Raw genomic sequence first — 14,052 nt, 5'->3', positions numbered from 1 at the left:
GGAGCCCGTTTCATGGCAAAGTTCTTTATTGATCGCCCGATTTTTGCATGGGTGATCGCCATCATCCTGATGCTCGCGGGTGTCGCGTCGATCTTCACGCTTCCGATCGCGCAGTACCCGACCATCGCGCCGCCGGCCGTGCAGATCAGCGCAACGTACCCGGGCGCATCGGCGAAGACGGTTGAAAACACCGTCACGCAGGTGATCGAGCAGCAGATGAGTGGTCTCGACCACTTGCTGTACCTGTCGTCCACATCGGACGATTCCGGCACGGCCACGATCACGCTGACCTTCGCGGCCGGCACCAACCCCGACATCGCGCAGGTGCAGGTGCAGAACAAGCTGCAGCTCGCCACGCCGCTGTTGCCGCAGGTTGTCCAGCAGCTCGGTACCAAGGTGACGAAGTCCAGCAGCAGTTTCCTGCTGGTGATGGCGTTCGTCTCCGAAGACGGCAGCATGAGCAAGTACGACCTGGCGAACTACGTCGCGTCGCACGTTCAGGATCCGGTCAGCCGTCTTGACGGCGTGGGCACGGTGACGCTGTTCGGCTCGCAGTACGCGATGCGGATCTGGCTCGATGCGAACAAGCTGACCAACTTCGGTCTCACGCCGGTCGATGTGCAGAACGCGCTCCTTGCGCAGAACGTGCAGGTGGCGGGCGGGTCGCTCGGCGGCACGCCTTCGGTGCCGGGCCAGGTGCTGCAGGCCACCATCACTGAAGCCACGCTGCTGCAGACGCCGGAGCAGTTCGGCAACGTGCTGCTGAAGGTGAACCAGGACGGCTCGCAGGTCCGGATCAAGGACGTCGCGCGTATCGACCTGGGCGGCGAAAACTACAACTTCGACACGAAGTACAACGGTGCGCCGACGGCCGGCTTTGGTATCCAGCTCGCAACGGGCGCGAATGCGCTGGCGACGGCCAAGAGCGTGCGCGCGAAGGTCGACGAACTGTCGAAGTACTTCCCGCACGGCCTCGTCGTGAAGTACCCGTATGACACGACGCCGTTCGTGCGCCTGTCGATCGAGGAAGTGGTCAAGACGCTGCTCGAAGGTATCGTGCTGGTGTTCCTCGTGATGTACCTGTTCCTGCAGAACCTGCGCGCCACGCTGATCCCGACGATCGCCGTGCCGGTGGTGCTGCTGGGCACGTTCGCGATCATGGGTCTGGTGGGCTTCTCGATCAACACGCTGTCGATGTTCGGGCTCGTGTTGGCGATCGGCCTGCTGGTGGACGATGCGATCGTGGTGGTGGAAAACGTCGAGCGGGTGATGGCCGAAGAAGGGCTGTCGCCACGCGACGCAACCCGCAAGGCGATGGACCAGATCACCGGCGCGCTGATTGGCGTCGCGCTCGTGCTGTCGGCGGTGTTCGTGCCGGTGGCGTTCTCGGGCGGCTCGGTCGGTGCCATTTACCGGCAGTTCTCGCTGACGATCGTGGCGGCGATGGTGCTGTCCGTGATGGTCGCGCTGATCCTGACGCCGGCGCTGTGCGCGACGATCCTGAAGCCGATTCCGCAGGGCCATCATGAAGAGAAGAAGGGCTTCTTCGGCTGGTTCAATCGCACGTTCGACAAGAGCCGGGACAAATATCACGTCGGGGTTCACCATGTGATCAAGCGTTCGGGTCGCTGGCTCATCATCTATATGGTGGTGATCTTTGCGGTCGGCCTGCTGTTCGTGAAGCTGCCGAAGTCGTTCCTGCCCGACGAAGACCAGGGCACGATGTTCGTTCTGGTGCAGACGCCGGCCGGCTCGACGCAGGAAACCACGGCGCGCGCGCTGAAGGACGTCTCCGACTACCTGCTGAATGACGAAAAGAGCATCGTCGAATCGACCTTCACGGTGAACGGCTTCAGCTTCGCGGGTCGTGGCCAGAATGCGGGTCTCGTGTTCGTGCGGATGAAGGATTACGCCGAGCGCCAGCATTCGGACCAGAAGGTGCAGGCGCTGGTTGGCCGGTTGTTCATGCACTTCGGCAGCTACAAGACTGCGCTGGTGTATCCGGTGAATCCGCCGTCGATTCCGGAACTCGGCACGGCCGCGGGCTTCGACTTCGAACTGCAGGATCGTTCGGGTGTCGGCCACGAGGCCTTGATGGCCGCACGGAACCAGCTGCTCGGCATGGCCGCGAAGGATCCGGTTCTCGCACAGGTGCGACCGAATGGCCTGAACGACACGCCGCAGTTCAAGGTGAGCATCGACCACGAGAAGGCTTCGGCGCTGGGCGTGTCGCTGTCCGCGATCGACCAGACGTTCTCGATCGCGTGGGCGTCGCAGTTCGTGAACAACTTCCTCGACGTCGACAGCCGGATCAAGAAGGTGTACCTGCAGGGTGACGCGCCGTTCCGTATGACGCCGGAAAACCTGAACGACTGGTACGTCCGCAATTCCGCGGGTGGAATGGTGCCGTTCTCGGCGTTCGCAAGCGGCACGTGGATTTACGGCTCGCCGAAGCTCGAGCGCTACAACGGTATTTCCGCGGTGGAAATCCAGGGTGCGGCGGCGCCGGGCAAGTCGACCGGTCAGGCAATGACGGCGATGGAAGCGATCGCGGCGAAGCTGCCGGCGGGTATCGGTTACGAATGGACCGGTCTGTCGTTCCAGGAACGTCAGTCGGGTTCGCAGGCGCCGATCCTGTACGCAATCTCGATCCTCGTCGTGTTCCTGTGTCTCGCGGCGCTGTATGAAAGCTGGTCGATTCCGTTCTCGGTGATCATGGTGGTGCCGCTCGGCGTGATCGGCGCACTGCTGGCGGCCACGCTGCGCGGGCTCGAAAACGACGTGTTCTTCCAGGTCGGTCTGTTGACGACGGTGGGGCTCTCGGCGAAGAACGCGATTCTGATCGTGGAATTCGCCCGCGAGTTGCAGCAGTCCGAAGGCATGGGGCCGGTCGAAGCAGCGCTGGAGGCCTCGCGTCTGCGGCTGCGTCCGATCCTGATGACGTCGCTGGCGTTCATTCTCGGCGTGTTGCCGCTCGCGATCAGTAACGGTGCGGGTTCGGCGAGCCAGCACGCGATCGGTACCGGCGTGATCGGCGGGATGCTGACGGCGACGTTCCTCGCCATCTTCATGATCCCGATGTTCTTCGTCGTGATCCGCGCGAAGTTCGGCGGCGAGAAGGAAGACCCGGATGTTGCGATGGAACACTACAACCAGCACCATCCGCACGATCCGGAAGGCGGCGCGGGTGGCAATGGCTCGGGCAAGGAAGGGCATTGAGATGCAAAAACATTCTTTGATTGCAGTCGCGGTGGCGTTCCTCGCCGCGGGTTGCACGATGGCGCCGAAGTACGAGCGCCCGGCCGCGCCCGTTACGGACGGTTTTCCGACGGGCGGCGTCTACTCGACGCAGCCAGGCGCCGCTGACAACGGCACGCGCAGTGCGAATGGGCAGGCGGCCACGGACATCGGCTGGCGCGATTTCTTCACCGATCCGCGCCTGCAGCGTCTGATCGAGCTTTCGCTGAAGAACAATCGCGATCTGCGCGTCGCGGTGCTGAACATCGCGGCTTCGCGCGCGCAGTATCAGATCACGCGTGCCGAGCTGTTCCCGACACTGGATGCCGCGGCCTCGCAGAGCAAGCAGCGCACGCCGAAGGATCTGTCGATTTTCGGCAATACGATCTCCAACGAGTATTCGGTTGGGGTGAATGCGTCGTGGGAAATCGACTTCTTCGGTCGTATCCAGAGCCTGAAGGATCAGGCGCTGGCGCAATATCTGGCGACGGCGCAGGCGCGCAAGGCAGCGGAAATCGCGCTGGTGTCCTCGGTGGCGGACCAGTATCTGACGCTGCTTTCTACCGACGATCTGCTCAAGGTCACCGAAGGCACGCTGAAGACGGCGCAGGATTCCTACAACATCACGAAGCTGCAGTTCGACACCGGCACGGGCTCTGAACTCGACCTGCGTCAGGCTCAGACTGTGGTCGAGCAGGCGCAGGCGAGCCTGCAGGTGCAGTTACGTCTGAGGGCACAGGCGGAGAACGCGCTCGTGCTGCTGGTCGGTGAGCCGCTTCCTTCCGATTTGCCGCCGGGCATGCCGCTCAACGACCAGAATCTCCTCACGGACATTCCGGCCGGTCTGCCGTCGGATCTGCTGCAACGTCGTCCGGACATCATGGAAGCCGAGCAGAATCTGCTCGCCGCGAACGCGAATATCGGGGCGGCGCGCGCGGCGTTCTTCCCGCGCGTCTCGCTGACGGGCAGCTTCGGTACATTGAGTCCGACGCTCGGTGGTCTCTTCAAGCCGGGTTCGGCGGCGTGGTCGTTCGCACCGCAAATCACGCTGCCGATCTTCGAAGGTGGCGCGAACAAGGCGAATCTCGACCTCGCGACCGTGCAGAAGAACATCCAGATCGCGCAGTACGAAAAGGCGATCCAGACGGCCTTCCGCGAAGTCGCCGACGGTCTTGCGGCGCGTGGCACGTTCGATCAGGAAATTGCCGCGCGTGAACGCAATACGTTCGCCGAGCAGCGTCGTTTCGATCTGTCGGACCTGCGCTACAGGAACGGCGTGGACAGCTACCTCGCCGTGCTGACCGCGCAGAACGATCTGTATCTCGCGCAGCAAACGCTGATCACCGCACGTCTGCAACGCCTGACGAACCTGGTCGATCTGTACCAGTTCCTCGGTGGCGGGTGGATCGAGCGGGCCGGCGAGCAACCGCGCCCGGCCGATGAGCCGGTCGACTACGGCGCGACGGGCGCGGCCAGTGCGCCGGCAGCGGCTTCGGCGCCGGCGGCGGCAGGGTGATGCAGGTGAGTTGACTGGTCTGGCGGTGCTGTGCGGTTACCGCCAGGCAGCAGACAGCACACACAAAAAAAATGCCACGGTTTGAAACCGTGGCATTTTCAATTCTGACGTCACTACTTCGCTTCGTCACCGGATCGCGCGACGTGGATCGCGCGGTGCGGCGCCTTTCAGTGCGCGTCTGCGGGCCGCACTTCGAAGTCGTTTGCGGTATGCAGCGTGTCGTCGCGTGACGGCAGTTCGGCTTGCGCGCGGCCGTCGAAATCCTTGCCCGCGCGACGGATCGCGTTCTTCGCGGCACGCTCGCCTTTCACGCCATTGAAGATCAGGTTCAGCACGACCGCCGATACCGACGCGAGCAGAATCCCGCTATGCAGCAGCGGCGACAGTGCGGGCGGCAGCTTCGAGAAGAAGTGCGGCGACACGACCGGCACGAGGCCGAGCCCGATGCTGACGGCAACGATGAACAGGTTGTGGTGATTCTTCACGAAGTCGACCTTCGAGAGCACCTTGATGCCGTTCGCCGCGACCATGCCGAACATCACGATACCGGCGCCGCCGAGCACGAACGCCGGCACCGATGCGACCACCTGCGCCATCTTCGGAAAGAGGCCGAGCAGCACGAGGATCACGCCGCCCATTGCACAGACGAAGCGGCTCTTCACGCCCGTCACGCCGATCAGCCCGACGTTCTGCGAGAACGACGTATGCGGGAACGAGTTGAAGATGCCGCCGATCAGCGTGCCAAGGCCGTCGACGCGCAGGCCGCGCACGAGCGTCTTCTGGTCCACCGGACGGTCGACCATGTCGCCGACCGCGAGAAACATGCCGGTCGATTCGATGAACGTGACGAACATCACGGTGACCATCGTCGCGATCGACAGCGGGTCGAAGTGCGGCAGGCCGAAGTGGAATGGCATGACGAAGCCGACCCACGGCGCAGCCGTTACGCCATCCATGTTGACGCGGCCGAGCAGCGCGGCAATCACGAAGCCCGCCACGATGCCAAGCAGCACGGAAATGTTCGCGACGAAGCCTTTGCCGAACTTGTTGATCAGCAGGATCAGCATCAGGACGACAAACGACAGGCCCAGATAGACGGGATTGCCGTAATCCGGATTGCCGACGCCGCCTGCTGCCCAGTTGATGCCGACTTCCATCAGCGAGAGCCCGATCACCGAAATGACCACGCCGACCACGACGGGTGGAAAGAACCGCAGCAGCTTGCCGATCGCGGGCGCAAGCAATATGCCGACGATGCCGGCCGCGATCGTCGAGCCGAAAATATCGAGAATGCCGAGCGAAGGATTGGTGCCGATCGCGACCATCGGGCCGACAGCGGCGAACGTGCAGCCCATGATGACCGGCAGACGGATGCCGAAAATCCACACGCCGAGCGTCTGGATCAATGTGGCAATACCGCAGGAAAACAGATCGGCGCTGATGAGAAACGCAATCTGCTCTTTCGGCAGTTTGAGCGCGCTACCGATAATCAGCGGGACGGCGACCGCCCCGGCGTACATGACGAGCACATGCTGAATACCCAGTGTGAGCAACTGACCGGCGGGCAGCCGCTCGTCGCACGGATGGACCGTGTTTGATTGCATTTTGTCTCTCTCCACATCTCGTTTTCGGGATGACTCCAAGGTAGGTGGAATGAAAAGATGCAACAAGACCACTGGGGCCTATTCCGGACTTCGCGGGGTTCATATGCGCACGGTACATTTGTAAGGTGTGGCAGCCGCGCACGCGGAGCGATTCGGCGGGGAGCCCCGTGCGGCGGTGCGCGGCGCGGATGCGGCCGCCGAGGCCCTTTCGCCCCGATATGTGTGAAAATCGATGAAGCGTATTCGGTGTAGCGCATAGTGTCGTTTCGACGCTCGCGCCCGCGCGGCGGGGTTAACCCGCGATTTGTAGTTTTGACATGCCTGAAGCGCCGCGCAAAAAGCGCCCTGTTTTTGTGCCTGTTTTCCTCTCTTTCGACCTTTCTTCGCCCATGCGTTTTCTTGGCATCGACCTCGGCACCGGTTCACTGAAACTTTCCACCGTTGATGAGGCAGGGCGCGAATGCGCGACAGCGAGCGTCGCGTATTCAATCGCGACGCCACGTCCCGGCTGGGCCGAAACGTCCGCCGATACATGGTGGCGCGCACTCTGCGAAGCGTCGGCGAAACTGCCCGCCACGGAGCGCGACGACGTTCACGCGATCGGCTTTTCCGGGCAGATGCACGGCGTCGTGCTCACCGATGCACAGGGCCGCGCAGTACGCTCCGCGATGCTGTGGCCCGATACGCGCGCGCTGTCGCTGCTCGAAGCGTGGCCCGAGCCGCAACCCAATCCCGTTGCGCCCGGCATGGCGGGCCCGCTGCTGCGCTGGATCGTGCTGAACGAGCCGCGCACTGTGGAAGCCACGCGCTGGGCGTTGCAACCGAAGGACTGGCTGCGCGTTGCGCTGGGCGGCGCGTTCGTCACTGATCCTTCCGATGCGTGCGCGACCGCGCTCGCCGATCCGGCTGGCGTCTGGGATCACGCGCTGCTCGATCGCCTCGGCGTGCCGCACGCATGGTTCGCGCCGCTTGCGCCTTCGTATGCATCTGGCGGCGTGCTTTCCGGCGAGGCGGCGCGCGCGCTGGGCCTGCGTGCCGGTATCACGCTTGCGACGGGTGCGGCCGACACACCGTGTGCCGCGTTCGGCAGCGGTCTTGCAAACGATGGCGACGCGCTGCTCACTACCGGCAGCGGCGGGCAGATCGTCGTCCTTGCAACTGGCGAACCGCCTGCGGCGCGCGGGCTGCATCGCTATCGCGCGGCAACCGATCACTGGTACCGGATGGCCGCGATGCAGAACGTCGGTGTCGCGCTTGAAGCGGTGCGCGGCTGGCTCTCGTACGAATGGGCCGACGCCTATCGCGATGCCTTCGCCGACGAAGCCGCGCCCGGCCTCACGTTTCTTCCGTATCTCACCGGCGAGCGCTCGCCGTGGCTCAATCCTTCGGCGCGAGGCGGCTGGCTCGGGCTCGCGCTCGGTCATTCGCGTGGCACGATGATGCGTGCTGCATTCGAAGGCGTGGCGTTTTCGCTGCGCGCGGGCCTCGACGCGATTCGCCGCAGCGGCGCAGAAGTGACGACGCTCCGTCTTGCGGGCGGCGGCTCCGTCGACGCGCGCTGGCGCCAGATGCTCGCCGATGCGCTCGATGTCGAGCTGTACGCGGTCGATTGTCCTAACGCAGCGGGTCGTGGTGCGGCGATACTGGGGGGTCTTGCGAGCGGGCACTGGCATGCGTCGGATCTGGCGTCGCTGGGGCCGGCGACAACCCGCGTCGCAGGTCCGAAGAACGATCGTGCGCTGGCCGCGCGTTATACGCGCTTCCTCGACCTTTACGCGCGCGTGGAGGACTGGTTTCCTGCCTCTGCCACGCCTGACTGAATTCGAAATTCGAAATTCGCAAACCAATACATGACATTCCGGTCGAACCCGAACCTCGATCGACGCATCGACCGACTTTAAGGAGCATTCACGATGAAGACCAAGGCAGCCATTGCATGGAAAGCTGGCGCACCGCTGACAATCGAGGAAGTCGATCTCGAAGGCCCGCGCGCGGGTGAAGTGCTGATCGAAGTGAAGGCGACCGGCATCTGTCACACCGACTACTACACGCTCTCTGGCGCCGACCCCGAAGGCATCTTCCCGGCGATCCTCGGCCACGAAGGCGCGGGCGTCATCGTCGATGTGGGCGCGGGCGTGGGTACGCTAAGGAAGGGCGATCACGTGATTCCGCTCTATACGCCGGAATGCCGGCAATGCAAGTTCTGTCTGTCGCGCAAGACGAATCTGTGTCAGGCCATCCGCTCGACGCAGGGCAAGGGCCTGATGCCCGATGCAACGTCGCGTTTCTCGCTCGATGGCAAACCGCTCTTTCACTACATGGGCACGTCAACGTTTTCGAACTACATCGTGGTGCCGGAAATCGCCGTCGCGAAGGTGCGTGAAGACGCGCCGTTCGACAAGATCTGCTACATCGGCTGCGGCGTGACGACGGGTGTCGGCGCGGTCGTGTATTCGGCGAAGGTCGAGGCGGGCGCGAATGTGGTCGTGTTCGGTCTCGGCGGTATTGGGCTCAATGTGATTCAGGGCGCCAAAATGGTGGGCGCCGACAAGATCATTGGAGTCGATCTGAATCCGGGCCGCGTCGAACTCGCGAAGAAATTCGGCATGACGCATTTCATCAACCCGAACGAAGTCGAGAATGTCGTCGATCACATCGTGCAACTCACCGATGGCGGTGCCGACTATTCGTTCGAATGCATCGGCAACACGAAGGTGATGCGTCAGGCGCTGGAATGCACACACAAGGGTTGGGGCCAGTCGTTCATCATTGGCGTGGCCGCGGCGGGCGAGGAGATCAGCACGCGTCCGTTCCAGCTCGTGACGGGCCGCGAATGGAAAGGCTCGGCGTTCGGCGGCGCGCGCGGACGCACGGACGTGCCGAAGATCGTCGACTGGTACATGGAAGGCAAGATCAACATCGATGACCTGATCACGCACCGCCTGCCGCTCGAACGCATCAACGAGGGCTTCGACCTGATGAAGAAGGGCGAGTCGATCCGCTCGGTTGTGCTGTACTGAGGCAGGGGAGATCGCCATGCTCGAACTTCTGTCTTCGCATGTCTGCTTCGGTGGCGTGCAGCGGTTCTATCGTCATGATTCGTCGACGACGGGTCTGCCGATGCGCTTCTCTGTGTACCTGCCGCCGCAGGCGTCGCACGGCAACGTGCCGGCATTGTTTTATCTGGCCGGTTTGACCTGCACCGAGGAAACGTTTCCGATCAAGGCGGGCGCGCAGCGCTTCGCCGCGCAGCACGGTATCGCGCTGATCTCGCCGGATACGAGTCCGCGCGGCGCTGGTATTCCGAACGAAAGCGCTGCCTGGGACTTCGGCGTTGGCGCGGGGTTTTATGTCGACGCGACGCAGGAACCGTGGTCGAAGCATTTCCGCATGTACTCGTACGTGCGCGACGAACTGCGTGAAACCGTGCTGGCGAATCTGCCAGTGGATGGCGTGCGCCTTGGCATTTTCGGTCATTCGATGGGCGGTCACGGCGCGCTGATGATGGCGCTGCGCAACCCGGAGATTTACCGTTCGGTGTCGGCGTTCGCGCCGATCGCGGCGCCGTCGCGCTGCCCGTGGGGCGTGAAGGCGTTCACCGGTTATCTCGGCGAAGATCGCAGCGCGTGGCAGCAGTACGATTCGAGCGAGCTTGTGGCGCGCGCAACGCACCGGTTTGATGAAGGTATTCTCATCGATCAGGGATTGGCGGACCAGTTTCTTGCGGAACAGCTGAACCCGGATGTGTTTGAAGCAGCGTGCCGTGCTGCAGGCCAACCGCTGACGCTACGCCGGCACGATGGCTACGATCACGGTTACTACTTCATCCAGAGTTTTATCGAGGACCATCTCGCGCATCATGCGAAGGTGCTCCTCGGATAGACGTCACGTTCGGCCAGACGTGAAAAAGGGACGGCGGATCATCTCCGCCGTCCCTTTTTTTCGTCAAAACGGCCGCCTCACCGCTGCCGCAACAAACTCCCACCATAAACCAGCGCGGCCAGCGCGGTGATCCAGAAGCTCGTCGGCCAGTCGGTGTAGAACGCGAGCGTGACGCCCAGCCACGCCTGCGCAAGCGCGAGCAGTGCAGCGAGGACGAGCCCGCTGGAAAGCCGCGTCGTGAAGTTCTGCGCGGCTGCCGCCGGGCCGACCATCAGCGTGAATACGAGCAGCACGCCGACGATCTGCGTACACGCCGCAACGGCGAGCGCCGCGATCGCGAGAAACAGTACCGACACAAGCCGCAGCGATACGCCTTTCGCTTCGGCCAGTTCCGGCTGTAACGAAGCGAACAGCAGCGGCCGCATGATCGCCGCGAGCGCCAGCAGGCTGACGATGCCGAGGCCAGTCAGCACCGCGAGCGTCGACGTGTTCACGCCAAGCACGTTGCCGAACAGCAGCGCGGTGACCTGGGTCGCGTACGCGGTGAAGAAGTGCAGGAACAGCAAACCGAAGCCGAGCGCGAGCGACAGAATCACGCCGATGGCGACATCGCGTCCGGCGAGCCGCTCACCGAGCGCGCCCATGCCGACGCCCGCGGCGAGTGTGAAGCCGATCATCCCCCAGATCGGCGACACGCCGATCAGCACGGCGCCCGTTGCGCCCGTAAAGCCGACGTGCGAGAGCGCGTGACCCGCGAACGTCTGCCCGCGCATCACCAGAAAATAGCCGACGATGCCCGCCAGCACCGCGACGATCCCCGACGCGGCGAATGCGTTCACCATGAAATCGTATTCAAACATCGTGCGTATGTCCGTTGCGGTGTGTGCGGCCGTGCGCCTTCGCAGGTGAATGCGCGTGTCCGTGGCCGCCGCCATGATCGTGGCCGTGATCGTCTTCGTGTTCGTGATCGTGCTTTTCGACTTCGACGTCGCCCGACATCACGAAGATTCGGCCGTTCACGCGCATCACGTCGATCGCCGAACCATAAAGCCGCGACAGGACCGGCTTCGTGATCACTTCATCGACGGTGCCGAGCGCCGCCACGCCGCTGCCGAGATACAGCACGCGGTCGAGTGCATGCAGCAACGGGTTCAGTTCGTGCGCGGAAAAGAGCACGGTGATGCCGAGTTCCTGCTGCACACGCCGCACGAGTTCGACGACGCTCTTTTGATGATGCGGGTCGAGACTGATCAGCGGTTCATCGAGCAGCAGCAGACGCGGATTGCCGAGCAGACATTGCGCAAGCAGCAGCCGCTGACGTTCGCCGCCTGAAAGCTCCGACAACGGCCGCAAGGCGAGTTCGCGCGCGCCAACCAGTTCGAGCACGCGGTCGACTTCCTTGCGCGCTTTGGCGTTGTGATGCGGGAGACCCCAGCGATGCCCGTCAGCGGCCATCGCGACGAAATCGCGACCGCGCACGCGGCGGCCGGCGAGCGCGCTGCGCGTCTGCGGCATGTAGCCGATCGACGCATTGCCACGCTCGACCGTCTGACCCAGTACGCGGATGGCGCCGCTCGCGGCCGGCACGAGACCGAGCACCGCGCGCATCAGGGTCGTCTTGCCCGCGCCGTTCGGCCCGAGCACGCCGATGAACTCATTCTGGTTCACGACGAGGCTCGCGTCGTTCAGGATCGCGCGGCCGCCCAGTTCGAGCGTAACGCGATCGAGTTCGAGCACAGGTGCGGAGCCGCGCTGCGCGGCGCCAGTCGGTGTCATTGCGATTGTCCTTTTGCCTTGCCGGCAGCGTCGCCTTTTGCGAGCGCCGCGGCCAGGTCGTCGAGTTGCGACAGCATCCACTGCTGGAAGGTCTTGCCGGCCGGTTGCGTCTCGGTGACGCTGACCGTCGGCACGTTCGACTGCTGGGCGAGCTTCAACATGCGTTTCGTCAGCGCCTCGGTTGCCTGGCTGTTATAGATCAGCACGCGCACGCGTTTGTCGCGCAGGTCGCGCTCGAACGCGGCAATATCCGATGCGCTCGCTTCCGTGTCATTCATCGCGGCGAGCTGGAAACGCATGTTCCGCATATCCAGGCCGATAGCGTCCGACATGTAGCCAAAAACCGGCTCCGTCGCCGTAACGGGCGCGTGCGCATAGCTGGCGCGCAACGCGGCGACTTTCGCATCGACCGGCTTCAGCGAAGCCAGAAACGTCGCGAGGTTCGCATCGTACGCCGTTTTGTTCGAAGGATCAGTGGCAACAAGTGCCGCGTTCACCGCGCGTGCCACTGCCGGCATCGTACCCGGCGCGTACCAGAGATGCGGATTGTCGCCGCTTTTGCGGCCAGTCAGATCGGCCGCGACGATCGTCGTGCGCTTCGCATTCTTCGATGCGGCAAGCAGCTTCGCCATCCACGGATCGTAGTCGGCGCCGTTGTACACGACAAGGCTCGCGTTCTGCAACGCGCGCGCCGTTTTCGGGCTCGCCTCGAAGAGGTGCGGATCCTGATCCGGGTTGCTGAGGATGCTCACCACGTTCACATGATCGCCGCCCAGCTGGCGCACGACATCGCCATAGAAATTCTCCGCTGCCACGACCGGAATTTTTGCATCGGCGGCAAAAGCGGCGTGGCCGATCGCCAGCACGAGCGCGCCCGCGGCCAGACACGTCGATATCACGCGAGCGTGCCGCATGCGATTCCACAGCGAGCCAGGTGTACTCATCATGGTTGTTGGGTCCTTGAAAGATGGGCGAATCCGTCTCAATTTGTCGCGAGTTCGGAATGATATAACGTATCGCGAATTTTTTGGCGCGGCGCGTGCATCCGCCAGACGTCGGCGTGGCTGGGAGCCAGACGGGAAACGGGTAAACACTGCCGCGTTGCAGCATCGAAATCCTGCATTGCGCCTTGACATGACCCGATGCGTATCCGATCATTCGATCACTAACAGAGCAATTGTTCGCGTGATGGGCGTTCGCTCACTACGTAGAACGCAGAACTGGAGACAGCATTGAACGCGCGATTGCAGGACAAGGTGGCGATCCTGACGGGTGCAGGCAGCGGTATCGGTGAAGCCGTGGCCCGGCGTTATCTCGACGAAGGCGCGCGCTGTGTGCTCGTCGATGTGAAGCCCGCGGATCAGTTCGCGCAGACGCTGACGCAAAGTGATGCTGATCGCGTGTTGACCTTGTCCGCCGATGTCACGCGTCGCGACGACATCGAACGCATCGTGTCGGCCACGCTCGGGCGCTTTGGCCGCATCGACATTCTGTTCAATAACGCGGCGCTGTTCGATATGCGTCCGCTCCTTGACGAATCCTGGGATGTGTTCGACCGCCTCTTCGCGGTCAACGTGAAGGGCATGTTCTTTCTGATGCAGCGTGTCGCGCAGCAGATGGTCGAGCAGGGACAGGGCGGCAAGATCATCAACATGTCGTCGCAGGCGGGTCGCCGCGGCGAGGCGCTTGTGTCGCACTACTGTGCAACCAAGGCCGCCGTGCTGAGCTACACGCAATCCGCCGCGCTTGCACTCGCGCCGCACAGAATCAACGTGAACGGCATCGCACCGGGCGTCGTGGATACGCCGATGTGGAAAGAGGTCGATGCACTCTTCGCTCGCTATGAAAACCGGCCGCCAGGCGAGAAGAAACGACTCGTCGGCGAAGCGGTGCCGCTCGGCCGCATGGGCGTGCCGGACGACCTGACGGGTGCGGCGCTCTTCCTCGCCTCCGCCGACGCCGATTACATCACCGCCCAGACGCTCAACGTCGACGGCGGCAACTGGATGAGCTAACCCGACGCGCTGTACCCATCCG

At 63.3% G+C, this 14,052-nt stretch carries 10 protein-coding genes; 6 read left to right on the top strand and 4 right to left on the bottom strand.

Translation table 11 applies throughout. The features are described from left to right. Positions 1-12: 12 nt before the first annotated feature. The gene (locus tag LPA36_RS05660) at positions 13-3,219 is read left to right on the top strand and encodes an efflux RND transporter permease subunit (RefSeq protein WP_228875158.1); all 3,207 of its coding nucleotides are present in this window, start codon (positions 13-15) and stop codon (positions 3,217-3,219) included. A 1-nt stretch (position 3,220) separates the two neighbouring features. Beyond that, positions 3,221-4,753, top strand: a complete 1,533-nt coding sequence (locus LPA36_RS05655) for an efflux transporter outer membrane subunit (protein WP_228875157.1) — start codon at positions 3,221-3,223, stop codon at positions 4,751-4,753. 167 nt (positions 4,754-4,920) lie between these two features. Here the strand turns inward: LPA36_RS05655 and LPA36_RS05650 are convergent, their stop codons facing one another. Further along, positions 4,921-6,357 (bottom strand): nucleobase:cation symporter-2 family protein, encoded by a 1,437-nt coding sequence (locus tag LPA36_RS05650; protein WP_228875156.1) that lies wholly within the window; start codon positions 6,355-6,357, stop codon positions 4,921-4,923. A gap of 389 nt (positions 6,358-6,746) precedes the next feature. Between LPA36_RS05650 and LPA36_RS05645 the strand changes: the two genes are divergently transcribed. The 3 genes from LPA36_RS05645 to fghA all read left to right on the top strand — a co-directional run bounded on the left by LPA36_RS05645 (position 6,747) and on the right by fghA (position 10,239). Further along, positions 6,747-8,177 carry a xylulokinase gene (locus LPA36_RS05645; RefSeq protein ID WP_228875155.1) on the top strand — a complete coding sequence of 477 codons (1,431 nt, stop codon included), beginning with the start codon at positions 6,747-6,749 and terminating at the stop codon, positions 8,175-8,177. A 93-nt stretch (positions 8,178-8,270) separates the two neighbouring features. Further along, positions 8,271-9,377 carry an S-(hydroxymethyl)glutathione dehydrogenase/class III alcohol dehydrogenase gene (locus tag LPA36_RS05640; protein ID WP_228875154.1) on the top strand — a complete coding sequence of 369 codons (1,107 nt, stop codon included), beginning with the start codon at positions 8,271-8,273 and terminating at the stop codon, positions 9,375-9,377. 16 nt (positions 9,378-9,393) lie between these two features. Continuing rightward, on the top strand, positions 9,394-10,239 hold the full coding sequence (fghA, locus tag LPA36_RS05635; protein WP_228875153.1) for an S-formylglutathione hydrolase: 846 nt from the start codon (positions 9,394-9,396) through the stop codon (positions 10,237-10,239). Positions 10,240-10,316: 77 nt separating this feature from the next. Here the strand turns inward: fghA and LPA36_RS05630 are convergent, their stop codons facing one another. The 3 genes from LPA36_RS05630 to LPA36_RS05620 are packed head-to-tail and all read right to left on the bottom strand — an operon-like array spanning position 10,317 to position 12,959. Beyond that, positions 10,317-11,099 (bottom strand): metal ABC transporter permease, encoded by a 783-nt coding sequence (locus tag LPA36_RS05630; RefSeq protein WP_228875152.1) that lies wholly within the window; start codon positions 11,097-11,099, stop codon positions 10,317-10,319. Then, complete coding sequence (locus tag LPA36_RS05625) at positions 11,092-12,015, bottom strand: ABC transporter ATP-binding protein (RefSeq protein ID WP_228875151.1); 924 nt, start codon at positions 12,013-12,015, stop codon at positions 11,092-11,094. The genes LPA36_RS05630 and LPA36_RS05625 overlap by 8 nt, the downstream gene beginning before the upstream one ends. Continuing rightward, positions 12,012-12,959 carry a metal ABC transporter solute-binding protein gene (locus tag LPA36_RS05620; protein WP_407674235.1) on the bottom strand — a complete coding sequence of 316 codons (948 nt, stop codon included), beginning with the start codon at positions 12,957-12,959 and terminating at the stop codon, positions 12,012-12,014. Before LPA36_RS05620 ends, LPA36_RS05625 begins: the two co-directional genes overlap by 4 nt. 288 nt (positions 12,960-13,247) lie before the next feature. On the opposite strand from LPA36_RS05620, the gene LPA36_RS05615 reads away from it, so the two are divergent. Further along, positions 13,248-14,030: an L-iditol 2-dehydrogenase gene (locus LPA36_RS05615; protein ID WP_228875150.1), complete on the top strand. Its 783-nt coding sequence runs from the start codon at positions 13,248-13,250 to the stop codon at positions 14,028-14,030. Positions 14,031-14,052: the final 22 nt, after the last annotated feature.

The sequence above is a fragment of the Paraburkholderia saeva genome (assembly GCF_907164555.1).
Classification (GTDB): domain Bacteria; phylum Pseudomonadota; class Gammaproteobacteria; order Burkholderiales; family Burkholderiaceae; genus Paraburkholderia; species Paraburkholderia saeva.
This window is presented reverse-complemented; position numbering and strand designations above follow the sequence as displayed.